Below are 24,654 nucleotides of genomic sequence, written 5' to 3' on the forward strand. Positions count from 1 at the left end.
TTCGTGCCCGGCAATCAAGTTGTTTGGTTCATCGCCGGGTCGGCTGGCAGGGCTGCATCCAGAAGATCGCAGGGCAGGGGCATAAGCCACGGGCCCTCTGTCCACAACAGCGCGCATTGTATGTCACGCTCTGGCCAGATCTTGCGCAGAACAGCCCGGTAGGCAGCCATCTGGAACAAATAGGCTTCCGGCACGTCATGAACATGTCGTGGCGGATGGTGGCCGGATTTGAAATCCACCGCTGTCACTATATCGTTTTCGACCAGAAGGCGGTCAATCACCCCGGATATACTGGTCTTTCCGATGACACCCGAAACAGGAACCTCGGCCAGGGACCTTGGGCCAAAGAGGTGTACAAAAGAGGGTGTGTTCAGGACGGTCATGACCTGTTGCAGGATGATATCCTGCTCAGCCGGATCCAGCCTCCAGACCGGACGGGACAGGAAGATTCCGGCCGCGTGTTCCCTGACAGCCTGTTCCCGTTCCGGCAGGTATTGCAGGAGGGTGTGAATGATCTTGCCCCGCTGCCGACGGTTTTCGTCTTGTGGTCCATGCAGGAGGGGTGAGGTGGCCGGTGGGTCGGCGACCGGGGGACGTGATGGCATCAGGGGTCGTGAGGGCACCGGTTCTGCAGCAGGCAGGATGCGCAGCAGGGACGGAACTTTGGAAACCGTGGCCAGGGCTTCGGCCCTGTGTTCCCGTGTTCGCGGGGGAACAACCTGTGGGCAGGACAACCGCAGCACGGTTGGTGTCTCAAGGGTTCCATCCGCTTCCAGGAACGGGTCCCGGACTGTTTCGGCCAGCGGGGCCAGGGCACTCTGGATCAGGTTGTACCAACTGTCTTCCGGGGATTCGCGCCGGGTGTCCCAGCCGCAGATGTAGAGTCTGTCCTCAGCCCGTGTCATGGCCACGTAAAGCAGGCGACGGTATTCCCGGGCTGCGGCCGTTCGTTCTGCTGTAACCAGGGCCTCGGTCACAGGCTCTCGGAATGCTGCGGATGGTGGCCAGAGCATGACGGGGTGTTCGTCATTGCTTGACTCGTCCCAGAGAAGAGCTGGTACCCGGGTCGGTATCTGGCGGGTATCCGGCAGAAAAACAACCGGGGCCTGAAGGCCCTTGGAGCCGTGTACGGTCATGATGCGTACCGCACCTGGGCCAGTGTTGTCATTTTCCTCCAGATCGCGGCGGATATCCTGGGAACCGGTTTCCAGCCAGTGCAGGAAGGCTTGTAGGTTCGGAGGGTGGCCGCGGTCATAGGCCAGGGCAAGGTTCAGGAATTCGTCTATCGGGTCGGCGGCATCGGGTCCCAACCGGGCCAGTAGTTTGCTGCGACCGCCCAACGGCCCCACAATGTGGCTGAATAGTTCGAAGGGCGGCAGAAAGTCTGCTTTCTCCATCAATCCACGCAGGGTTGCCCAGGCCGATGCAAAGGCCGGATCTTGGTCACGGTGTTCGCGCAGGGATCGCCACAGGCTGACACCGCGTTGGCGTCCGTGGGAAACCGTGAACAGCTGCTCCTCTGTCAGGCCCAAAATAGGGCCTTTCAGTACACAGGCCAAGGTCAGGTCATCTTCGGGCAACAGCAGGCTGTATCCCAGTGCGATCAGGTCCATGACCGCCATCTGTTCGGTCAGGACCATCCTGTCGACGCCCGCCACCGGGATATCCAGATCTTTCAGGCAACGGACCAGATCATCAACAAACCCACTGCGCCGTCGTACCAGAACCAGGATATCACCGGGGCGAACCGGCCGTCCTTGGCTTTCCAGCGTGTCGCTGCCATTGGTCATCCGCTGGATACGTCGTGCCAGCAACCGGGCCAGCCGGGATGGTGCGCTCTCGCCCCGGATGCGTTCGACAGGCGGTTTCCATGGTGGAGGCTCTTCCAAGGCTGTTGCAGGGACAGGCGGCCAGAGTTCCACCAATCCCCCCTGTCCCGTCCGGAACGGATGGTGGCTGACTGGTTCCCCGGCTGCGGCAACACCATCGACTGCGTGGCTTTGCCGGAAGACCGCATCAACAGCCTGAAGGATAGCTGCTGTGGAACGGAAAGAAACATCCAGGGTGATATCCTCGAACGGATAACCGGATTGCGGGACCATGTAGGCAAAAAGGGCGCGGCTGCGGTCGAATTCATCCGGGTCCGCCCCCTGGAAAGAGTAGATGGACTGCTTGCGGTCCCCCACCGCGAAAAGGGTGCGGTTTCCCTGTGGGCGGTCCCGCCCGTGTCCGTCGAAGAAATCAGATACCAGAGCCTTGATGACAGCCCATTGGTCCGGATTGGTATCCTGCGCCTCGTCAATCAGGACATGATCCAGGCCGCCGTCAAGTTTGTAGAGAACCCAGGCTGCCGTATCGGCGTGCTGTAGAAGCCGGCGTGTCGTGAGAATCAGGTCATCAAAGTCCATCTTCCCCGCCCGCTCCTTGCGGATCTGGTACTCTGCCGTCATGGACTTGGCCAGTGTCAGCAGGGCCAGTGTCGCCCTGAACGTGACGGCGGCTTTCAGGCGGGTGTTGGTGCGGACAATTCGTTCTGTTTCCGCATCCAGCGTTTCCAGGTTGTTCTCCCGCACAGCCTTGGAGGGGAAACGGGACCGTGACCGTGGTTCCCCGTCCGCTGTCAGGAAGGCACGGCCATAGTCCGACCACGTGGCGCAACGTTCCGGGGTTTCAGAGGCAAGCCAGCCGGTTATCCGCTCTGCTGCCTCAAGGTCGGTCTTTCCCCCCCGGGCCAGGGCCATGGCAAGGTTCTTCAGCTGCGCAACAGGTACATAGTCATCCCGGGCAGCCTGCTCCAGGATCCGGTCCGGTGTATCGTTGATATCCAGTCCCAGGCGCTGGGCAAGGCGGAAGGCTACGGGCTCCAGCCCCTGTACCAGAAGTCGCGACAGCCGCCCCCGGTGGGTTGCGATATCGGCCATCAGGGCATTGAACGCATCTTCATGAACATGGCTGGTTACAAGAGCCAATGCAGAGTGAAGGTCCGATGTTTCGTCTTGTCGGGCTGCCAGAAGAATGTGTTCCCGGGCTTCAAGCATCAGTGTGGCGGCATCACGGTCTTCCATGACGGCAAAGTGGGGAGCGATCCCTGCCTCCAGGGGAAAGCGCCGCAGAAGTGCCTGGCAGAAGGCGTGGATCGTCTGGATTTTCATGCCTCCCGGCACATCCAGCATCCGGGCAAACAGGCGCCGCGCCGTGTCGCAGGTTTTCTGATCCGGCGAACACCCGAGCAGGGCCGTCAGGGCGTGTTCCAGATGTTCATCTGTTGCAATGGCCCATTCAGAAAGTGTTCGGGCCAGACGCGTGGACATTTCCGCCGCTGCTGCCCGGGTGAAGGTCAGGCACAGAATACGCTCGGGTGCACTGCCCGACAGCATCAGGTTCAGGACCCGGTCGGTCAGCACCTTGGTCTTTCCGGTTCCGGCATTGGCCCCCACCCATGCCGAAATGGCCGGGTTGGCTGCTTTTTTCTGGGCCTCGCCGGCACGGACCCCCATGGTTTTCATGCCTCACCTCCATCGGCATCGCCGGCAGCCGCCCACTCCCTGACCCGGGCCAGGTGCAGCCAGTCTGACCAAGCCGGTGCCTTTCCGGGGTGGGGGCGTGCCTCGTAAGGTGTATCGGGGTGGGAGAAGGCATCGATCAACCCTCTCAACCCTTCCAGAGCCTGTTTGGCCAGGGTATCCGGTGACAGTCCATGGCCACAGGCGTTTCGTTCCTCTCCTCCGTTGGCAGAGCCTTTCAGGTGCCAGTACAGGAGAGATGTGATCGTCCGTCCGGCAGGAATGCCGGGGAAACCGCCGTGGTGTGCAATCAAGGCTTCCAGTGGCAGTTGGGGTGAGAAACCGGCTGCCACTTCACGGGCAGAGGGCGGGGCCCCGGTCTTGTAGTCCACGATGACCAGGCTGCCATCCTCCAACAGGTCAATCCGGTCAGCCTTGGCGGTCAGAACGAAGTCGCCCAGATCCAGGCTTCCGGATATCTCCACGAATGTTTCCCGTATCATATTCCGCCGCCCTTGCTCCTGGATGGCAAACCAGCGGGCCAGCCGTTCAAACCGGGGCCACCAGAAGGCTTGGACGGATGGCCGGGCGATGGTATCGGCAAACACCTTCTGCCCACTGGCCAGCAGTTCAGCCTCTGGATCGGCAGGCAAGGCGTGCGGGAAGCGTCGTATGAAATCTTCCAGAGCCCTGTGCACCAAAGTTCCGTAGTCAGCCGGGCCGGGCTGGGCATCCAGAGGATCAAGGGGGCGCAGCCCCAGAATATGGCGGGCATAGATGGCATAAGGGTCGCGCATCCACGTTTCAATCCGGGTTGCGGATAGGGCACGTGGCCTTGATTCGACCGGAGGGCGGGGGGCCGGGCGCCGTACAGGTATCATCTGTTCAGGGCGGTCAAACAGTTCAGCCCATTTCAGCCATGGATGCTCCGGCTCCGGAAGGGCAAGGCCGACAGCGGACAGGACCGTTTCAAGACGCAAGAGCCAGCGTGAAGGAACAGTTGGTGTGCCTTCTGCCTTCAGGGAGCGGGTCAGGACGACATGGGGGGAGCCAAGCACCGTCACCAGGTCATGCGCCGTATGCCCGACCTTCTGTTCCGGCAGGGGAAGCCCGAATGCTGTCCGCATCGGGCGGCTCATCCACGGATCTGATCCGGGACGGGGAGGCCAGACCTCTTCGTTCAGGCTTCCCACAATCATGACATCCGCCTGATGCAGGCGGGCTTCCATGGGGCCAAGGATATCCAGGCGGGGGTGACTGCCAAAACGGGTGCGTACGGTACGGCCACGCATCAGGGCATCCAGCAGGCCGGGATAGGCCTGCGGACGGATCTGCCCCAGCACAGCAGCGTGCTCTGCCAGATCAGCGGCAAAGGATGCTGCGGCCATACCGGCATCGGCATCCCACAGCCACAGGGGGCCGGGTCTGTCCGGTGTTGTGGCCAGGGCTTCGGCCATCCGCATGTGCGATTCCAGCAGGATATGCAGGGGTACATCCTGTTCGGCCATCAGGGCGATAAAATCCGCGCAGCAGCGCTCCAGTGCATCCAGGAGAGTGGACAAGCTTTCATCCATGGCCCCGGATGCCAGAGCCGCAGCCCGCAGGCCCGCAATCCCCGGGGCAGGCCGGACACCGCGCAGAACGCTCAGCTCCAGACGCCTGACGCTATCCCGGAACACGGCGGCATCCAGTCCGGCACTGCACAGTGGGTGCTTCAGAAGGGCGAGCAGCGGAACAGGGGCAAAGCGCTGGGCGACCATATCGGCCCCCAGCCGGAGAAACGCCCCGGGGGGGGTGACGGCCAGGGGGCGACCGGCTGAATCATCAACCATAATGCCCCAGCGGGTCAGATCTGCTGCTACCCGTCGGGCAAGGTCCCTGTCCGGCGTCACCAAGGCACAGGTACGCTCCGGTATCGACAGGGTATGGCGCATCAACAGGGCAATTGCCAAAGCCTCTTCCCGCGGGGACGGGCAGTCAAGGCGGGTTATGCCTTGTACGGCTTCTTCTGCCAGGGGTTTGATATGGCGCCATGTGTGGGTTGTCGAGGCCGGGCGCATCAGTTCGCTGCACAGGCGTTCCCGGTCCGGGTTTGCCGTGCGTATGCTCTCTACGCAGGGCCAGTCATGCACAGCATCACGGTTTTTCCCAAGCCGGTCCAGCAGGCGCTTGAGCGCATGTTGGGGATGGCTTTCGTCAATGGCCTCCCAGCTGTCTGCATCCAGGTCGCGATCCAGTCCGGGGAGAACAACGCGTCCCTGTGGCAGCGTCGTTATGGTGGCAAGGAGGCTGGCCACGGCCGGTATGGATCCGGTAATGCCTGCAGCAAGGATCGGACCGGACGGTGGCGTTGTCTGCCAGGCGCGGGCGCGGGCCAACAAAAGGTGGTTCCGGTGTTCCGCAGGGTCTAGGCAGCCCATGCTGTCCAGGATGACGGGCCAATGCCGTGTCAGAATGCTCAGGAAATCGAGCGTAATTTGCCAGTGTCGGGCGTAGTCTTCCGGCACCAGTTTTTCCAGGGCATCAAAGCCCAGTCCCTCGGTCTGGACCTGGTCAAGGAGTTGCGCCAGTTCGGATGCCAACAGGGCAGCCCGGTCCGGGGTGTAGGCCTGGCCGGTTGCCGGTGCCGCCAGGATCAGACGGGTCAGCAGCAGCTGGCGATGCAGGGGAGAAATGGGGGGGCGGATGTCTATTGTACTGTCATCTGTTGCGGACGTATCGGACAACAGGGGTAGCAGTGTTATTTCATCCGGGTCAGCAACCGGTAGTAGGCGGGGGAGGAGAAGGGCCTTGCCGTTCGACTGGCGCAGGAAGGCCTCGCGCAGGGTCCGTACAGCCCTGCGTGTGGGAAGCAGAAGGGTGTAGGCCGCCAGCTGCATCGGGTCGCTGCCCGTTTCCTCCAGCAACCCGCAGGCCAAGGTGTCTGCGAACGGAAACCGTGCGGGGATATTGAGAAGGGGTCCCCGCAGGGTCACGCCGGTATCTTGGTGCATAGGAGGCAGCGGTCAGCGCACGACCGCTGCGGCATTGTCTGTCGTTGCCGTTGCGGGGTGTTCCAGGTGTTGCAGGATCTGTTCCGTTCTTCCAATGGCTTCGGGCGTTCCGACATGGAACCAGGGGCCATCATGAACAAGACCGTGCAGGCGGTTTGTTGCCAGCAGCTTGTCAAACACCATGTTCAGCGAGAACGGACCGGATGGTGTGTCCATGAAAGCGGCGGGGCCAATCATCATGATGCCGGTATAGACCAGTGGAGCTTCGGTTTCATGGTCCTGAATACGGTGCAGGACACCATGTTCGTTGCGAAAGAAATCGCCTCGTCCTTCGTATCCGATGGCTTGGGTCTTGTTTTGCAGCAGAAGCAGGGCATCCATCCGGGCCGGATCCCAGTACCGGGCCAGACGGGGCAGAGTTGCCTCGCTTCCGTTCAGCCAGACAATGTCGGCATTCAGGATCAGGAATGGTGTATTCCCCAAGAGGGGAAGGGCATTGCGTACCCCACCACCACTGTCGAGGAGCTGATTGCTTTCGTCAGACAGAAAGATGTCCGGTACCCCCGTTCGTGTGGCCAGGTGTGCCCTCATCTGATCCGGATGGTGATGGATGTTGACAACAGCTCCGGCAACACCAGCGTTTGCCAGGTGATCCAGTGTGCGGTCCAGCATCGTTTTGCCCAGAACACGGATCAATGGCTTCGGGGTATGGTTGGTCAGTGGACGCATCCGTGTGCCCGTACCGGCTGCCAGAACCATAGCCATGCGGGGAAGAATGCTCATGCCGGTATCCTTTGCCTTGTCTCATGGGGAACATGGCGATTCAGCCATGCATTCAGGGGGCCAAGCAGCGGGTGCTGGCAGGCTTGTTCCATCAAGCGCCAGACCCGTGGCAGGTGTGGCAGGTAGACAGGCTTTCCGTCCCGTTTCCACAACCGGACAAAAAGCCCGATTACCTTTGCATGGCGCTGGGCGGCCATGACAGACCACGATGCCTGGAAAGCTTCCCGGTCCAGTCCGGGATTGCAGTCCAGATAGTAGTCCTGCATGGACTGAACCAAACCAGGATCGATATCGCGCCGGGCATCTTCCATCAGGCTCATCAGGTCGTAGGTCAGGGGGCCGCGCACGGCTCCCTGGAAATCCAGAAGTCCGCATGCTTTCAAGCCCTGTCGGCCGGGGAGCAGCATCAGGTTTTCGGCATGGTAGTCACGCAGGACAATCCGCTCGGGCACGGCACGGGCTATGGAAAACAATGTGTTCCACAGGGCATCATACTCGGCCCGTGCATCGTCCGGAACGGGTGTTGCACAATGCAGGCAGAACCAGTCGGGCAGATATCCAACCTCTGTCAGCAGGAACGTATCATCATAGGCGGGCAGGAAATCCGGTGCCGGTGCCTGGTGCAGAGCGGTTTGCACATCCATTGCCAAGGAATACAAGTCGCTTTCCCGCGAGCCGGATCCCAGCAGACGGGCATAGAGATCATCGCCGAAATCCTCCAGCAGCAGGAAGCCTTGCTCGGCATCTTCAGCCCGTATGGACGGAGTTGATAACCCCAGGCCAGCCAGGTGGCGCCCGATCCTGACAAACGGGCGCACATCCTCCGTGGGGGGCGGGGCGTCCATCAACACACACGTTTCCCCGGTTCCCGTGTCCCGAAGGCGATAGTACGTCCTGAAAGATGCATCCCCGGCCAGAAGGGAGCATGTGGCATGCCCCCATCCATGGGCCTTGCGGAATGCATGCATGGCCGCAAGGCGGTTCGGGTCGGGACGGCGGGGGATAAGAAGCTGATGTGTCATGTGCTCAACCCTGCTAGGCGCGGGGCCCACATCACCGGACCCGAGAAGTGTGCATGGCGCTGCCCACCATCGCCAATGGACAGGGCAAGGCGCAGCGCATGCCGTGGAAGCCAGTGGCCAAGCTTGTCGGGCCATTCGATCACACTGATTCCTCCCGCAAACGCATCTTCTATCCCCAGCTCCAGGGCATCGTCGGCTTGCTCCAACCGGTACAGGTCAAAGTGCCAATAGCTTGCCTGTGGGGCATCATAAACCTGAAGAAGGGTAAAGGTGGGGCTTGGAACGTCTTCATCCGGGGAGTTGAGGGCAGCCCGGATCAGGGCCCGGCTGAGCGCTGTTTTCCCGGCCCCGAGATCGCCTTCCAGAGCCAGGACATCGCCGGGACGGAGAATAGCGGCCAAGGCATGGCCCAGACGTACGGTGGATGCCTCGTCGGACAGGGTCAGGGATGGGAGTACAGCGTCAGTCATCCCGGGGTTATACCCCATACAGTTGTCCTGCAACAGGGGGGAGAATGCAGGCAGTACCAGGACAGGCTGTGCCCGGGGCTATCCCCTTGGGATACGGTGGAATGTAAAGTAGTGGGGCACGCGCCCTTCGCGGTGTGCCTTGGCTTCATAACGACTTTCGACAGCATCAGCCCAGCGGATACGCCAATCTGCCGGTCTTTGCGGATTCCAGCAGAACAGGGGATGAACCGGGGCTACGGCAAGGGTGTGTCTCACGTAGGTTGGATCATCGGATGCAACCCGCAAAACAGCATTGTCCTTCATGACCCGGGCCAGGAGATCCAGGTTCCACGGGTTGATGAAACGCCGCTCCCGGTGCCGGGTTTTGGGCCAGGGATCGGGGAACAGAAGAAAGACACGGTCCAGGCAGGCATCTGGCAGAGTATCCAGCCATGGGCGGACGTCATCCCCATAAATCCGGATGTTGTCCAGGTTACGGGACTGTACATGCGACAGAAGCTTGCCGATTCCGTTCACAAATGGCTCGGCCCCGATGAACCCGACATCCGGCCTGGATTCAGCTTGGGCAGCAAGGTGCTCCCCACCCCCGAACCCGATTTCAAGCCAAACTTCCTTGACCGGACGCCGGAACAGGGTTTGCAGGGTCGTCTGCTCCCCTGTTCCGGGCCGGGTAATTTCCAGTTCCGGGAAAAGCGTGTCCATCAGTCCCCGTTGGACAGAGCGCAGGGTCTTGCCATGGCGGCGACCATAAAAGCGACGGCGCTTGCAATCACGCATGTGCTTTTTGTTCTCGCTGTCCCCGGGGTGCATAATGGTAACGCTTTTCTGCATCAGATCTGGATTCTCAGGCGCCGAACTCAGCCTTCAGGGCATCGGCGAGGTCTGTTTTCTCCCACGAGAAGCCACCATCCGCTTCCGGTGTCCGGCCAAAGTGGCCATAGGCCGCAGTCCTGGCATAGATCGGACGGTTCAGGCCCAGATGCTCGCGGATTCCGCGCGGGCTCAGATTCATCATGTCCGGCAGGACCTTGGCAATCTTTGCCTCGTCAACCTTGGCTGTTCCAAAGGTGTTGACGTAAAGGGACAGGGGCTTTGACACCCCGATGGCATAGGAAACCTGGATCAGGCATTTTTCCGCCAATCCGGCAGCAACGACGTTCTTTGCCAGATAGCGGGTGGCATAAGCTGCCGAACGATCCACTTTTGTCGGGTCCTTGCCCGAGAAGGCCCCGCCGCCATGGGGTGCGGCACCGCCGTAGGTATCAACAATAATCTTGCGACCGGTCAGACCGCAGTCCCCGTCGGGGCCACCGATGACAAAACGTCCGGTCGGGTTGACATAGAACTCGCTTTCCGGGCACATCCAGCCATCCGGCAGGACCGACACGACATGGCGACGGACCAGTTCGCGGATTTCTTCGGAAGACGCATTGAAGTGGTGCTGGGTTGATACGACAACAGATGTGGCACCCACAGGCTTTCCGTCAACATACCGCAGCGTAACCTGCGACTTTGAGTCCGGGCCCAGCAGGGTGTTGCCACCATGACGTTCTTCGGCCAGGGACTTCAGGATCCGGTGGGAGAACTGGATAGGGGCGGGCATAAGTTCCGGCGTTTCAGTGCAGGCATAGCCGAACATGATCCCTTGGTCGCCGGCGCCTTCATCCTTGTTGCCTGCCGCATCCACGCCTTGGGCAATGTCGGAAGACTGGCTGTGGATGTGCGAAATAATCTCGCAATCCTTCCAGTGGAAGCCATGCTGCTCGTAGCCGATATCTTTTATGGCTTCGCGGGCGGCTTTACGGAAATGTTCATGGGTCAGGTGATCGGGTCCGCGCACTTCCCCGGCCAAGACAACGAAATTCGTGGTGGCAAGAGTTTCCACGGCAACCCGCGCATAGGGATCCGAGGTCAGAAACAAATCGACAATGCTGTCCGAAATACGGTCGCAAACCTTGTCCGGGTGTCCTTCAGACACGGACTCACTGGTGAAAAGATATTCGTTCCGGGCCACGGGCCTTACTCCACTCAAGGGGTTACACCACACACTCCCCACTGCACCCTATTCCTGACGGAACAGCTCGCAAAAGGGTGACCGCACAAGCACGGTCCGGCAATCCGGCGCCTTATGGCCAGATCATTCCTGCTGGGCAGGAAGTATCGGAAAGGCGCCTGATATGCAAGTAACCTGTATTAATACACGTGCCTTGTGCGGGTTTCCCTTGTGTTCAGGCGGTGCTTTGTTCAGTTGTTATCTGTAAGCAGGTCATTTTCTGACATCATGTCCTCATCATTAATGCATGTGTTTGCACTAGATATGGCGGAAAGAGTTCGAGTCAGTTCATAAATACGACGACGCACTACTGCTTCGTGAATACGGTTGAAAGCACGCACAAGCTCAAGAGTCTCTCGGTTGTGAATTGGTGTGGCTGTATTCTGATTGTCTGTAGGCTGTCCATTATTATCTGTCTTGTTGGCTGTGTTGATGTGGCGTGGAGACTGACAGGCCGTATCATGGGCCATATCCTTGAAAAACTCGCCAATAGATACGTCCAGGATCAGACTTAAATCCCACAGGCGCGATGCACTGATGCGGTTGGCACCGCGTTCGTACTTTTGAACTTGCTGGAATGTCAGTCCAAGTTCTTCAGCCAGGGTACTCTGGCTCATGCCCAGCACGGTTCGGCGGAAGCGGACGCGAGAGCCAACGTGAACGTCAACTGGGTTGGGTTGACCGGATGGCATGCGCCCCCGGGCGGCCCGCAATGATTTGTTGGAAGTGTGCATGATGTATACTCTTTTGTGTCTCTCACTGATGTATGGTGGCAGTAGCCTCAGGATCCGGATCCCGACCGGATCATGCACCTGTCTTTGCATTGTGTTTTGCTTTTCTGACCGTGTGCTCTGAGGCTATGCGTTTCCCGGGTTGATAGCGGCAAGGCAATTCAAGGGCTGTCATTCCGCAGGATCGACCGTAGAAAGTTTGTCACCATTTTGCTTGTATAGGTTGCGTATCTTGCCGCGTCAATCACTTGTGTACGTCACAATAGCTTTCATTTCAGCCTATTGGCAACGTGATGTCCTGAAGGTGATCCTGGCATACGGTGCTGTTTTCGGCTTTGGGCTGTGCTCAGGGTGAGATGTGTTGGCCACTGAAACGTACGCGCAGGGCAAGTGCTGCAAACAGTAAAAGAGTTGCGATCCACAAGGGAATCCTGTGGTGCCAGCGTCCATAAACAGTTTCTGGCAGGGCAAGAGGAAGGTTACTGTCCACAAAGCCAACTGTATCAAGGTCAAGGGATGTGATGACCCGACCCCACGGATCAATAACAGCCGATATTCCGGTGTTGGCAGCCCGAACGACGGGAAGCCCTTCTTCCACGGCCCGTCCAATGGCTGTTGCCAAGTGCTGATAGGGTCCTGTGGATACGCCGTACCACCCATCATTCGTCAGATTGAGAATCCACTCCGGCCGCTTGTTCTGTTCTGTGACCGCACCGGGGAAGATGATCTCGTAGCAGATCAAGGGTGATACGGGTGGTAGCCCGGGCAGTGACAGGGTCCGGGGGCCTTCCCCGGCAGAATAGTCCATGTGTCCCGGTGTCGGGGTAACCTTGTCGACGGGCAGGATGGAGCGTAGCGGAACATATTCCCCGAATGGAACCAGGTGCGCCTTGTCAAAGGGGTCTTGCAGGGACCCGCTGGCATCAACGGCGATCATGGAATTCCAGATCCGGGCAGGTTCCTGTCCCGGAGGCGTTCGCCGTATGGCGCCGGTGACAAGAAGCGGCGCGTGGGCACCGTGGTGTGCGGCTTGTTTCGGGACGGCAGACAGGGCTGACCGGAGTTCAGCATCGGTTACGCCATCTATAGCCCACGGGAGGGCTGTCTCGCCCCAGATAACGTGTGTTGGTGCCGGATCATCTGGATCTGGCGGTACCATGGACAGCGTCATGTACTGCCCAAGGTTTGCCATGCGCGTTCCCTCCTGCCATTTCAGGGTTTGTGGTATGGCGGGTTGAACAAGGCGCAGACGGACTCTGGGAACAGATGGAGCAGGGTCTTCCGGTATGCGTGTCGTCCCGGCTCCGACCATAACGGCAAAAAGGATCCCTCCGATTCCCACGGCGTATCGGCCACCAGGATAGAGCAGTATGACTGGCAGCGAGGCCATGACAACGGTGACAAGTGAAAGGCCGGTGATGCCAATCCACGCTGCAGTTTGCAGAACGGGGAGGGTATCGGTCCACACACTGCCCAGAGGATTCCAGGGGAAACCCGTCAGCAGCCAGCCGCGCAGAAGCTCCATGACAGTCCACAGGGATGCCAAGCCCAGAATGCAGGACAGCCCTTTCAGGCGCAGGGCATGGACAAGGGCTGTTGCTGCACCGATATAGGTTGCCATAAGGGCGGAGAGGCCGCCAACGGCAAGGGGGACCATCCAGCCAAACCGTACCGGATCCAGAAGCAGGGCATGGGATATCCAGTAAAGTCCGGCGCAGAAATGCCCGAAGCCGAAACTCCATCCCATGAGAAAGGCATGTCTGCGGCTATGTGCATGGTCCAGAACCTGTATCAGGACCGGGAACGAGACAAACAGAACCGGAAGAAAGAAGACAGGCGGCAAGGCCAGGGCTGATGCAAGGCCTGCCGCAAAAACAAGCATCAGCTGCCGCATTACGGAAAGACGGGCTGGGTAGAGGGCTATTCTGGCAAGACGTTCCCGCAAAGATTCAGGTGCCAACAGGGATCAGGCCTCTTCCGCAGTGATAGGAGCGGGCAGGTTCCGAATCCGCAAGCGACGAATACGGCGCGGGTCTGCATCGAGAACCTCGAATTCCAGACCGCTCTCGTGTGCGATCAGTTCCCCGCGCAGCGGAATGCGCCCGGCCAGGCGGAAGACAAGCCCACCCAAGGTATCGGTATCTTCCCTGTCGTCTGCGGAAAACAGAGTGCCGAAACGATCCTCGAACATTTCAAGCGTGACGCGTGCATCGGCGGTCAGGCTCCCATCCCCGGCAAGCATCATTTCCGGTTCACTGCCGTTGTCATGTTCATCCTCGATCTCGCCGACAATCTGCTCCACCAGATCCTCGATTGTCACCAGGCCGTCGATGCCGCCGTATTCATCAACGACCATCGCCATGTGGGTCCGCTTCAGGCGCATGTCCACCAGCAGGTCAAGAACCCGTGTTGCCGGTGATATGCACATAACCTTGCGGACAAGGTGACGTAACTCCGGTTCCTGCCCACGCGCAACGACAGGCAGAATGTCCTTGATATGGATCATGCCTACCACATCATCGAGTGTTTCCCTGTATACCGGGATGCGGGAATGTCCCCATCGCCCGGCAAGGTCTGCGACTTCCCGCAGGGGGGTATCCACTTCGATGGCGGTAATATCAGCCCTGGGCACCATGATGTCATAGGCTGTGACATCGCGCAGGTGCAGGATATTTCCAAGGAGGAGGCGTTCATGACCGTTGATGGAATCGGCATCATCATCTTCGATCAGCTCCTCGAGAGCTTCTCTTACGGCCTCGTCCTTGCGTTTGGCACCGGGAAGGAGCCGCCTTAACAGGCGGATCAGGGAGCCGGCTTCATCTGCCCCGTTCTCACGGGGCTTTCTACTGGAAGAATCGTCGTTCATCTTTCGTCTACTGGGCCTGTTGGTCCATCTCTCCACGGATCCTGCAGGCCAAGGCCGGTCAGGATCTCTGTCTCCAGGCTTTCCATTTCTTCTGCTTCGTCATCCTGTATATGGTCATACCCCAGAAGATGCAGCATGCCGTGGACAAGAAGATGGCAGAAATGGTCTTCCGTGGTCTTGCTCTGTTCTTCAGCCTCGCGGGCTGTGGTCTCAAACGCAAGGATTATATCACCCAAGGATTCGGGTATGTCGGGCGGAACGGGCATTCCGGTATCGCGTACGGCGAACGACAGCACATTTGTTGCCTTGTCCTGGCCACGGTAATCGCGGTTCAGGGCCTGCACGGTTCCGTCATCCGCAAGGACGACAGAGACCTCGAACAGCCCGGTCTCTCCGCTTCCTTCCAAGGCTGCCCTGATGCTGCGATCCACACATCCGGCCAACCCCGGGACAAGGTCATCCCAGCGCGGGTCCTGCAGGTCAAGGTGTATCGTCACATCGGTGCCGCATATGTCCCGGGCCGGGGTCATGGTTTCAGTTTCCGGCTGTATCATGGCTGTTGCTTTCCTGGTCCCGGCGTTCGTAGGCATGCACAATGCGGCTGACCAGCTCGTGGCGCAGGACATCGTTCCTGTCAAAACGCAGGAACCCGATTCCCGGAACGCCGTTCAGGATGTCACAGGCTTCCTTCAGGCCCGACTGCGTCCCGCGGGGCAGGTCAATCTGGCTCAGGTCGCCGGTAATGATCATGCGTGAGTTCTCACCCAAGCGGGTCAGGAACATTTTCATCTGGGTTGGTGTGGTGTTCTGCGCTTCGTCCAGAATGACGAAGGCATCGGACAATGTGCGCCCCCGCATGAAGGCTAGTGGCGCAACCTCGATCTCCCGGCTTTCCATTGCCTTCGCGATCTGCTCTCCGGGTAACATGTCGTGCAGGGCATCGTACAGGGGGCGCAGATAGGGATCGACCTTTTCCCGCATGTCACCGGGCAGGAACCCCAGCCGCTCCCCGGCTTCCACTGCCGGGCGGGACAGGACGATACGGTTCACCCGCCCCTGTATTTTCATGGCAACCGCCATGGCAACGGCCATGTATGTTTTGCCTGTACCGGCGGGCCCCAGCCCAAAGACCATCTCGTGGCGGTGCATGAGGCGGACGTATTCCGCCTGATTGGGGCTGCGTGGAACGATCGGCCGCTTGCGGGTGCGAATGGTCAGGTCTTCCACGCCCTCGGCACCAATGACAGCGGCTGGATCAACCGGCAGCATGCGCACGGCAGCATCCACTTCGGCAAAGCCGATCGAGTGGCCACGACGGGCCTCTTCGTACAGCGATTCCAGGACAGCACGGGCTGATACAACGGCCTTGTCCGGTCCCTCCAGTGTCAAGGTATTGCCCACGGGAGACACAGACACGCCCAGGTTTCCCTCCAGACGCTCAAGATTGACGTTATGCGCTCCGTACACCAGTGGCAGCAGGGTGTTCTCGGCAAAAGTCAGGCTGATGCGAATCGGGAACCTCCTTTGTTTTCCGGACCCTGTACGGGGATGCCCTGTCTTGGGAAACGAGCCGTGCATTACCAATTCTATACCGGACAGGTGCGATCTGTCGTCAAGGGATCGTGACCGGTTTTCCCCACAGGAATGGCGGCCATGCTTGTTGCGCTGCACGAATTTATTCGCACGTGTACAATATCGCCAATGGCTCCGGCTTCGGCTGGAACATGAACGGGCTGCATAAACGGGCTGCGTCCGACCAATTGTCCGGGCTGACGTCCCGGACGATCCAGAAGGACAGCCATTGTTTTGCCAATACAGGATTGGTTGAAGGCATTCTGCTGGCGCATCAACTCTTCCTGAAGAATGGCCAGGCGCTCGCTCTTCACAGGTTCCGGTACTTGGGACTCCATGGCAGAGGCCGGTGTGCCGGGGCGGGGGGAGTATTTGAACGAATAGGCCTGGATAAAGCCGATATCGCGCACCAGGACCATGGTATCGGCAAAATCGGAATCGCTTTCATGCGGGAAGCCGACAATAAAGTCCGAGGACAGGACCAGACCAGGTACCGCTGTTCGCAGGCGATCAACCTTGGCCCGGTATTCGGCTCCCGTGTGGCCACGATTCATGGCCCGCAGGATTTTGTCAGACCCGGACTGGACCGGCAGATGCAGGAAGGGCATCAACTGGGGAATATCGGCGTGAGCGGCAATCAGCTCATCATCAAGGTCCCTGGGATGGCTTGTGGTATAGCGGATCCGGTCCAGACCGTTGATATCGGCCAGCGCACGGATCAACCGCCCCAGACCCCATGTGCCGGTGCCCTGTGCGGCATTGCCATGGTAGGCATTGACGTTTTGTCCCAGCAGTGTCAGCTCCCGCGCGCCATCAGAGACCAGCTTGCGCGCTTCGGCCAGGATATCGGATGCCGGGCGTGAATACTCGGCACCACGCGTGTAGGGAACAACACAGAACGTGCAGAACTTGTCACAGCCTTCCTGTACGGACAAAAAGGCCGAGGGGCCCTGTGCCGTAGGCATTGGCAAGTGGTCGAACTTCGGCTCGGCCGGGAATTCAGTGTCGAGGATGCCAAGGCCCCGGAGCCGTCGCTCGTTTGTGGTGTATCTGCGATCGTCCCGTGCGGCGGCCCGTTCAGCCCGGGCGACCATTTCCGGCAGACGGTGATAGGTCTGCGGTCCCAGCACAATATCCACCCACGGCGAACGGTCCATGATCACCTGGCCTTCGGCCTGGGCGACACAGCCGGCAACAGCAATGATCAGGTCGCGCCCCTGTTCCCGGTTTCCCTCCTGCTGTTCACGCAGCCGCCCGAGTTCGGAGAAAACCTTCTCCGATGCCTTTTCGCGGATGTGGCAGGTGTTCAGAACCACCATATCCGCCTGGGCCTGGTCTTCCGTCGGTTCATACCCAAGGGGCGCCAGAACATCGGTCATACGGGCTGAGTCGTAGACGTTCATCTGGCACCCGTAGGTGCGTATAAACAGCTTTTTCTTGCGTAGCGCCGTCATGGTTCCTGCCGGTATTCCCGGTGTTCCTGCCTATCGTTGTTCGCCCATGCGCAGGGCCTCGATAAAGGCGTTCTGCGGAATTTCCACCTTGCCGAACTGGCGCATCCGCTTCTTGCCTTCTTTCTGCTTTTCCAGCAGCTTCTTCTTGCGGCTGATATCGCCGCCATAGCACTTGGCCGTCACATCCTTGCGCATGGCACTGATGGTTTCGCGGGCAATCACCCGCCCGCCGATGGCTGCCTGGATCGGGATCTTGAACAAGTGCTTGGGAATCAGGTCTTTCAGGCGTTCACAGATTTGCCGCCCACGGTATTCAGCCTGACTGCGGTGCGCCATGAAGGCCAGGGCATCTACCGGTTCGTTGTTGACCAAAATGCCGATCTTGACCAGGTCGCCCTCGATATACTCATCCACTTCGTAGTCGAAGCTGGCGTATCCCTTGGAAAGGGATTTCAGCCGGTCATAGAAGTCAAAGACAATTTCGTTCAGGGGCAGGCGATAAACGGCCATGGCCCGGTTCCCGACGTAGGTCAGGTCCAGCTGCACGCCCCGGCGTTCGCTGCACAGGCTGAGGACGGATCCCAGATAGTCATCCGGAACCATGATTGTTGCCTTGACCCAGGGTTCCTCCACGCGGTCAATCTTGACCGGATCCGGAAAGTCGGCCGGATTGTGAAGTTCTTTGAGCGATCCGTCTGTCAGGTGCATCCGGTACACGACGGATGGTGCCGTGGTGATCAGGTCCAGATCAAACTCACGATCCAGACGTTCCTGAATAATTTCCATGTGCAGAAGGCCAAGGAAACCACACCGGAATCCGAATCCAAGCGCTGCCGAATTTTCCGGCTGATAGTCAAAGCTGGAATCATTCAGCCTCAACTTTGAAAGACTGTCGCGCAGATGTTCGTACTGGGAGCTGTCTACCGGGAACAGGCCGCACCATACCACGGGAATGGATGGCTTGAACCCGGGTAAGGGAGAGGAAGCCGGTTTGGCATCATCGGTGATGGTGTCACCGACCTGTGTGTCGGCCACTGTCTTGATTCCGGCCATGATAAACCCAACCTGTCCGGCGCTGAGTTCCGGCAGTTCGGTCATCTTGGGGGTGAAGACACCGCAGCGGTCCACCTGATAGGCGGCACCGGTTTGCATCATGCGGATTTTCATGCCTTTTTTCAGGCGTCCTTCCTTGATGCGTACAAGAATGACAACCCCGAGATACGGATCGTACCAGCTGTCGACCAGAAGAGCCTGCAACAAGGCATCCACGTTCCCTTGCGGGGAGGGCAGGCGGGTTACAACGGCCTCCAGAACGGCCGGAATATTCAGGCCTGTCTTGGCTGAAATTTCCACGGCATCGTCGGCAGGGATCCCGATCACATCCTCGATCTGGGTACGGACCCGTTCCGGCTCTGCCGCCGGCAGGTCAATCTTGTTCAGGACCGGCACAATTTCGTGATTGGCATCAATGGCCTGGTAGACATTGGCCAGTGTCTGGGCCTCTACCCCCTGCGAGGCATCGACAACCAGCAGCGATCCTTCGCAGGCGGCCAGTGACCGGCTGACTTCGTAGGCGAAGTCCACGTGGCCCGGCGTGTCCATCAGGTTCAGCTCATAGGTCTGCCCGTCCTTGGCCTTGTAGGTCAGGCGGACGGTCTGGGCCTTGATGGTGATGCCGCGCTCACGCTCGATATCCATGGAATCAAGAACCTGTTCCTTCATTTCGCGGTCGGTCAGTCCGCCGCAAAGCTGGATCAGGCGATCGGCAAGGGTGGATTTGCCGTGGTCGATGTGCGCAATGATGGAGAAATTGCGAATATGGCTTAGGTCGGTCATGGCCGTCGTCGAAGTGAATCCTTTGGGCGCGACCATAGGGCCAAAGTGGGCTGCGGGCAATCCTTCAGAACATGTGGGCCTGTTTCTGTGCTTCCGTAACCCGTAAAACGGACGTATGGTGGCGGGCTTGGCAGCCTTTTCAAGAGACATGGTCCGGCTATGCTTGTCGAAATCTCATCAGGTTCCGGCCTTGTGCTGGATATCGCCTATGCCACGGGCAAGAATTTTACCGGTGCGCCTGTTTATGCGCGGGCGGCCTGTTTCCTTGTGCCAGAGGCCGCGCAGGCTTTGGACCGTGCGGCTGCCTTGGCCATGGGACAGGGGCTGCGGCTTTGTGTTTTTGATGCGTTCCGTCCGACGGAAGCCCAGAAAATCCTGTGGAATTTTTTGCCGAACCCCGAATTTGTGGCCGACCCGGCCGTTGGTTCCACCCACAGTCGCGGGGTAGCGGTGGACCTGACCCTGCTTGATGCCGCGACCGGGGTGGCACTGGACATGGGGACCCCGTTTGATGATTTCACCCCGGACTCCCACCATGGGGTTACAACCCTGTCTGCCACGGTCCAGCGTAACCGGCTGACCTTGCTTGGCCTTATGCGTCTGGCCGGGTTCGAGCACCTGGAGACGGAGTGGTGGCATTATAATCTTCCTTCCCCCGGGCGTTGGCCGCTTCTTGATGACATGGTCTTTCAAACACGGATGATGCCGCACCATGCGTATTCTTGCCCTTGATACCTCTGTTGCCGCATGTTCGGCCTGCCTGTGGGAAGACGGGCGTGTTCTGGCCGGGGACAGTATGCCGATGATGCATGGTCATGCCGAAGCCCTGGTTCCACTGCTGGCCCGTTTGCGGGACGAGGTCGGTCTTGACTGGGACAGTCTGGACCGTATCGGTGTTACGGTCGGGCCGGGGTCTTTTACCGGCCTGCGTGTCGGGCTGGCGACAGCCCGGGCCTTGCGTCTTGCGACGGGTGTTCCGGTAGCCGGGGTCACAGCAACCCGTGCCTGGGCTGCATCCCTTCCGGATGCGGTACGGGCGACGGCCGGTTCCATTCTGGTTGCCATCGATACCCGACGTGGGGATATGTATGCCGAGCTGTTCCGGGCTTCCGACCTGGTGTCTCTTGCCGGGCCGGAGGTTGTGGCGGCTTCCGATCTCGGGGCCTTTATGCAGCGGGCGGGTGTGGGATCGTCGGTTCCGCTGGTGTGCGGTGATGCCTCAGGGCTTGTTGATCCCCTGGTGCATGCCGGAACTCTTCTTGCAGGACCTGCTGTCCCTTGGCCCGATCCGGCTGTTGTGGCTGCTCTGGCGGCAGGGGCGGTGCTGCAGGACGGGGACGCTGTACCCTCCGCGCTGTATGTCCGTCCGCCTGATGCCGCCATACCAGCTAATGGCGGGCAGCTCCGTCCCGGTGCTCCGGCTCCATGATGGATGGGGCCATTTCCCTGCTTCCCTTAACGCCGGTCTATGCGGATGTCCTTGCCGCCGCGCATGCCCGTGCTTTTGCCCGCCCGTGGCTGGCCGTAGATTTTCGGCAGATGCTGGAGACCAGTATTGTTTTTGGTCGTCTGGCTGTAGCGGGAGAGCAGCCGGCGGGTTTTGCCCTGTTCCGTGCTATGGCGGGGGAGGCTGAAGTTCTGACTCTGGCTGTTGATCCGGATTATCGTCGCCGCGGCATTGCCATCACCCTTCTGAAGGCTTGTCAGGTCGAAGCGGGTACACGTGGTGCGCAAAAGGTCTTTTTGGAGGTGGCAGAGAGCAATGCCGCAGCCCGGACCCTTTACCAGGCCCTGCGTTACGAAACGATTGGCTGCCGTTCAGGGTATTATCTCCTTGAGGACGGCAGCCGTGAAAATGCTGTGGTCATGGGGCTCAGGCTTGTGCCAGAAGGGCTCGCAGGCGATAGAGTTCCTCCAGGGCCTGACGTGGGGTCAGATCATCCGGGTTAAGGGTCTCCAGGGCGCTCAGGACCGGTGGCACCGGAACTGGTACGGGGTCCGGTTCTGGCTCGGGGTACCGTTCCTGGCGTCGGGCTGCAGAGAACAGGGGCAGATCATCGGTCAGGCCTGCAGCCAATCCACCCTGATTTGTTTTTTCCAGACTCTCCAGAACCTCTCCGGCCCTCTGGATCACGGCAGCAGGCAGTCCGGCCAAGCGGGCAACATGAATACCATAGGAGCGGTCGGCGGCACCTTGTGCAATCTCGTGCAGGAAGACGATAGACCCTTTCCATTCCCGGACCTTCATCGAATGGCAGGACAGCTGGTCAAGCCGTTTGGTCAAGGTGGTCAGCTCATGATAGTGGGTGGCAAACAGGGCCCGGCACCGGTTGATATCGTGAAGGTTCTCCACGGTGGCCCAGGCGATGGACAGGCCGTCGAAGGTGGCGGTTCCGCGCCCGATTTCATCCAGGATAACCAAGGAGCGCGGCGTGGCCTGGTTCAGGATGGCAGCCGTTTCCACCATTTCGACCATGAAGGTGGAGCGTCCGCGTGCAAGGTCATCGGCTGCCCCCACCCGGCTGAAGAGGCGGTCCACCACGCCGATCCGGGCGTGTGAGGCGGGGACAAAGCTGCCGGTTTGTGCCAGCAGCACAATCAGGGCATTCTGGCGCAGGAAGGTTGACTTACCCGCCATGTTCGGGCCGGTAATCAGCCACAGGCGCTGTCCGTCTGAAAGGCAGCAGTTGTTTGCCACAAAAGAGGACTCTCCGGCCTTCTCCAGCGCGGTTTCCACGACCGGATGGCGCCCGCCCTGAATGTCAAGGCTGGTATCATCCAGCATCACGGGGCGTGTGTAGCGACGTTCAACAGCCAGTTCTCCCAGACCGGACACAACGTCCAGTGTTGCCAGGGCCGCCCCGGCTGCGGCAATGTCGGTGGCGCGGGCCAGGGTTTCCTCGGCCAAGGTCCGGAACAGGTCGCATTCCATGGCCAGGGCCTTCTCGCCGGCACCGCGGATCCGGTCTTCCAGGTCCGAAAGCTCCACCGTGGTAAAGCGGACGGCATTGGACATGGTCTGGCGGTGGATGAATGGCCCCTCGCGGTCCATCATTGTTTCGGCCCGCTTGGCGGGTACCTCGATAAAGTAGCCGAGCACGTTGTTGTGCTTGATCTTCAGGCTGTCAATTCCGGTGGAATGAACATAGGTGTTTTGCAGGGCGGCAATCAGGCGCCGGCTTTCGTCGCGCAGCCCCCTCAGTTCGTCCAGGACAGGGTTCCAGCCCGGGGCAATAAAGCCACCGTCGCGGACCAGAAGCGGCAGATCAGCCCCCAGTGCCCGGTTCAGGGTGTCGGCAAGGGTATCGTGTGTTCCCAGATTGATGCACAGGGTATCCAGAAGGCTGCCTTGTGGGGGTGATACCTGACTGCGCAACAGGACCCGGATGCCCGGAATCTGGGCCAAGGTATCGCGGATGTTGGCCAGATCGCGTGGCCCACCCCGGCCAAGGGACAGGCGGGACAGGGCGCGCTCCACATCCGGACAACGGCGCAGGGCCTCACGCAGGGTGGTGCGCAGGGTATCGTGCCCGGTGCAGGTTTCGACGGCATCCAGACGGTCATTGATGGCACGGATGTCTGTCAGGGGGGCAGACAGCCACGAGACCAGAAGCCGTGCCCCGGGGCCGGTAACCGTTCTGTCAATCGTGGCCAGAAGACTTCCCCGCCTTTCCCCGCCCATGGTCTGGGTCAGTTCCAGATTGCGACGGGTCGCCGCGTCAATCCCCATCACCGCGTTCTCGGCCAGGCGCCGGAGCGGCGAGAGGCGCGGCAGACGGCCTTTCTGGGTCAGTTCGATATAGTCCACAAGGGCCCCGGCCGCAGCAATTTCGCCGCGACTGAAGCTTCCCAGTCCGTCCAGGCCGCGCAGACCGAACAGGGCTTCCAGACGCTTTTGTCCATTGGCGCTGTCAAAGCGTGAGCCGGGAAGGGGTGACAGGATGTTGCGCCACTCTGCAAGGACGGGTGCTGTATCCTCGCGCGTGGTCAGGCGGTCGGGGACCAGAATTTCACCCGGAGACAGGCGGGCCAGTGCCATGCCCAGTGTTCCCGGCCCGACCGGCTGGGTCTGGAAATCACCGGTCGATACATCAACCCACGACAGCCCCAGACAGCCCCCACTTTCGGCGATGGCTGCCAGATAGTTGTGGCTTCGGGCATCAAGCAGGGAGTCCTCGGTCAGGGTGCCGGGGGTGATGATGCGTACAGCCTCGCGCCGGACCAGACTTTTGGCCCCGCGCTTGCGGGCTTCGGCCGGATCTTCTGTCTGTTCACAGACCGCCACCCGGAAGCCCTTGCGGATCAATTTGGCCAGATAGGCCTCGTGGCTATGAACCGGTACTCCGCACATCGGGATCGGTTGTCCCATATGCTGCCCACGTGCGGTCAGGGCAATGTCCAGCGCCTCGGCGGCCTGTTCGGCATCGTGGAAGAACAGTTCGTAGAAATCGCCCATCCTGTAGAACAGAAGGCAGTCTTCGTGTTCGGCCTTGATCGACAGGTACTGTCGCATCATCGGAGTTGTTGTTTCCGGTATGGATGCAGCCGTTGTATCGGCGGGTGTGGTTCCGGAAAGGGAGCAGGCGGGCAAAAGATCGGCGTCGGTCACGGAACAACCCTGGAAACTATGTTTGGCGGGAAAACTGCTGGTGACCATAACGGCATTCCCGATGTCTTGCCAGTGCCGGACTGCACGATGTGCATACAAAGCCCGTGACGGGGAAACTCTGTGTACGCCGTATCGCCGTTGTAAAATACGCTGGGCATCCTGTCGGCTGGCGGGCACTATGGCTGTGTCGTTCTTCGCCCCGTTCTGTCCAGCAAGGATTATTGGTCTTGGTTTCGCGCCCATCGGACACGGTCACCCCTGTACGCGAGCTGGTTGGCATCCTGCCAACGCCCGATGCGCTGGAGACATGCATTCGTGCACTGCTGAAAGTCGGATTTGTGCGCACGGATCTCTCTGTTCTTGCCGGGCACGATGCTGTCGGGGCCATGGGGCGGGGTGAACAGTCCTGGCAGGACCGGCTTCTGCCGCTGTTGGCTGAAACCCGCTACGAAGTTCCTGTTGTTGCAGGTACGTTGATTGCTTTGGCGGGAAGTCCGGGTGTGGCCCTGGTTGGTATTCTGGCGGCGGCGGGTGTTGGTCTGGCAGCTCTCAAGGAAGCATTTGAGGAATATGATGCTCTTCCCGATGCAGACGATTATGCCTGTGCTGTAGCCAATGGCGAGCTTCTGCTATGGGTTTTGCTGACCGATCCGGGGGACGAGGAAAAAGCGCGTCTGGTTTTGATGGAACACGGGGCCCGTGCCCTGGCTGTTCATGAACAGGTGCCTGCCGTGGATTAGGCGGGCAGGAACAAGGGGCAGG

At 59.9% G+C, this 24,654-nt stretch carries 19 protein-coding genes; 4 read left to right on the forward strand and 15 right to left on the reverse strand.

Annotated elements, in window-relative coordinates; translation table 11 throughout:
* Positions 1-14: 14 nt before the first annotated feature.
* The 14 genes from addA to lepA form a co-directional block, all read right to left on the reverse strand.
* Positions 15-3,506, reverse strand: coding sequence for a double-strand break repair helicase AddA (addA, locus tag HEQ72_RS05825; protein ID WP_168022841.1), 3,492 nt, complete (start codon positions 3,504-3,506; stop codon positions 15-17).
* Positions 3,503-6,478 (reverse strand): double-strand break repair protein AddB, encoded by a 2,976-nt coding sequence (gene addB, locus HEQ72_RS05830; protein ID WP_322099482.1) that lies wholly within the window; start codon positions 6,476-6,478, stop codon positions 3,503-3,505. Before addB ends, addA begins: the two co-directional genes overlap by 4 nt.
* 30 nt (positions 6,479-6,508) lie before the next feature.
* On the reverse strand, positions 6,509-7,279 hold the full coding sequence (locus HEQ72_RS05835; protein WP_168022843.1) for a nucleotidyltransferase family protein: 771 nt from the start codon (positions 7,277-7,279) through the stop codon (positions 6,509-6,511).
* Positions 7,276-8,301, reverse strand: coding sequence for an aminoglycoside phosphotransferase family protein (locus tag HEQ72_RS05840; protein ID WP_168022844.1), 1,026 nt, complete (start codon positions 8,299-8,301; stop codon positions 7,276-7,278). The genes HEQ72_RS05835 and HEQ72_RS05840 overlap by 4 nt, the downstream gene beginning before the upstream one ends.
* A complete protein-coding gene (gene tsaE / locus HEQ72_RS05845; protein WP_168022845.1) occupies positions 8,298-8,771 on the reverse strand; it encodes a tRNA (adenosine(37)-N6)-threonylcarbamoyltransferase complex ATPase subunit type 1 TsaE in 474 nt (157 codons plus the stop codon). Before tsaE ends, HEQ72_RS05840 begins: the two co-directional genes overlap by 4 nt.
* A gap of 78 nt (positions 8,772-8,849) precedes the next feature.
* Positions 8,850-9,602 (reverse strand): tRNA (guanine(46)-N(7))-methyltransferase TrmB, encoded by a 753-nt coding sequence (gene trmB / locus HEQ72_RS05850; protein ID WP_245183187.1) that lies wholly within the window; start codon positions 9,600-9,602, stop codon positions 8,850-8,852.
* Positions 9,603-9,615: 13 nt separating this feature from the next.
* Positions 9,616-10,785 carry a methionine adenosyltransferase gene (metK, locus tag HEQ72_RS05855; RefSeq protein ID WP_066133841.1) on the reverse strand — a complete coding sequence of 390 codons (1,170 nt, stop codon included), beginning with the start codon at positions 10,783-10,785 and terminating at the stop codon, positions 9,616-9,618.
* A gap of 230 nt (positions 10,786-11,015) precedes the next feature.
* Positions 11,016-11,558 carry a helix-turn-helix domain-containing protein gene (locus tag HEQ72_RS05860; RefSeq protein ID WP_245183186.1) on the reverse strand — a complete coding sequence of 181 codons (543 nt, stop codon included), beginning with the start codon at positions 11,556-11,558 and terminating at the stop codon, positions 11,016-11,018.
* Between the two features lie 343 nt (positions 11,559-11,901).
* Entirely contained in the window at positions 11,902-13,515 is a 1,614-nt protein-coding gene (lnt, locus tag HEQ72_RS05865; protein WP_168022846.1) for an apolipoprotein N-acyltransferase, read from the reverse strand.
* A 6-nt stretch (positions 13,516-13,521) separates the two neighbouring features.
* Positions 13,522-14,421 carry a hemolysin family protein gene (locus HEQ72_RS05870; RefSeq protein ID WP_168020585.1) on the reverse strand — a complete coding sequence of 300 codons (900 nt, stop codon included), beginning with the start codon at positions 14,419-14,421 and terminating at the stop codon, positions 13,522-13,524.
* On the reverse strand, positions 14,418-14,975 hold the full coding sequence (gene ybeY, locus HEQ72_RS05875) for an rRNA maturation RNase YbeY (RefSeq protein WP_322099483.1): 558 nt from the start codon (positions 14,973-14,975) through the stop codon (positions 14,418-14,420). The genes HEQ72_RS05870 and ybeY overlap by 4 nt, the downstream gene beginning before the upstream one ends.
* On the reverse strand, positions 14,956-15,999 hold the full coding sequence (locus tag HEQ72_RS05880; RefSeq protein WP_168022847.1) for a PhoH family protein: 1,044 nt from the start codon (positions 15,997-15,999) through the stop codon (positions 14,956-14,958). The genes ybeY and HEQ72_RS05880 overlap by 20 nt, the downstream gene beginning before the upstream one ends.
* An 8-nt stretch (positions 16,000-16,007) precedes the next feature.
* On the reverse strand, positions 16,008-17,447 hold the full coding sequence (gene miaB / locus HEQ72_RS05885; RefSeq protein WP_168022848.1) for a tRNA (N6-isopentenyl adenosine(37)-C2)-methylthiotransferase MiaB: 1,440 nt from the start codon (positions 17,445-17,447) through the stop codon (positions 16,008-16,010).
* 30 nt (positions 17,448-17,477) lie between these two features.
* Positions 17,478-19,283, reverse strand: a complete 1,806-nt coding sequence (gene lepA / locus HEQ72_RS05890) for a translation elongation factor 4 (RefSeq protein WP_168020620.1) — start codon at positions 19,281-19,283, stop codon at positions 17,478-17,480.
* 159 nt (positions 19,284-19,442) lie between these two features.
* On the opposite strand from lepA, the gene ddpX reads away from it, so the two are divergent.
* From ddpX to rimI, 3 genes are read left to right on the forward strand one after another with little or no spacing between them, the layout of a single operon-like run.
* Entirely contained in the window at positions 19,443-20,015 is a 573-nt protein-coding gene (gene ddpX, locus HEQ72_RS05895; RefSeq protein ID WP_168022849.1) for a D-alanyl-D-alanine dipeptidase, read from the forward strand.
* Positions 19,996-20,712 (forward strand): tRNA (adenosine(37)-N6)-threonylcarbamoyltransferase complex dimerization subunit type 1 TsaB, encoded by a 717-nt coding sequence (gene tsaB, locus HEQ72_RS05900; RefSeq protein ID WP_168020589.1) that lies wholly within the window; start codon positions 19,996-19,998, stop codon positions 20,710-20,712. Before ddpX ends, tsaB begins: the two co-directional genes overlap by 20 nt.
* Entirely contained in the window at positions 20,709-21,233 is a 525-nt protein-coding gene (gene rimI / locus HEQ72_RS05905) for a ribosomal protein S18-alanine N-acetyltransferase (RefSeq protein ID WP_209316200.1), read from the forward strand. Before tsaB ends, rimI begins: the two co-directional genes overlap by 4 nt.
* On the opposite strand, the gene mutS is transcribed toward rimI, so the two are convergent.
* Positions 21,157-23,799: a DNA mismatch repair protein MutS gene (gene mutS, locus HEQ72_RS05910; protein WP_168020623.1), complete on the reverse strand. Its 2,643-nt coding sequence runs from the start codon at positions 23,797-23,799 to the stop codon at positions 21,157-21,159. The two genes, rimI and mutS, sit on opposite strands and share 77 nt — an antisense overlap.
* Before the next feature lie 182 nt (positions 23,800-23,981).
* Here mutS and HEQ72_RS05915 point away from each other — a divergent pair, with 182 nt between their 5' ends.
* The gene (locus HEQ72_RS05915; RefSeq protein ID WP_322099218.1) at positions 23,982-24,632 is read left to right on the forward strand and encodes a hypothetical protein; all 651 of its coding nucleotides are present in this window, start codon (positions 23,982-23,984) and stop codon (positions 24,630-24,632) included.
* Positions 24,633-24,654 lie beyond the last annotated feature (22 nt).

The sequence above is a fragment of the Haematospirillum sp. 15-248 genome (assembly GCF_012102665.1).
Lineage (GTDB): Bacteria > Pseudomonadota > Alphaproteobacteria > Rhodospirillales > Rhodospirillaceae > Haematospirillum.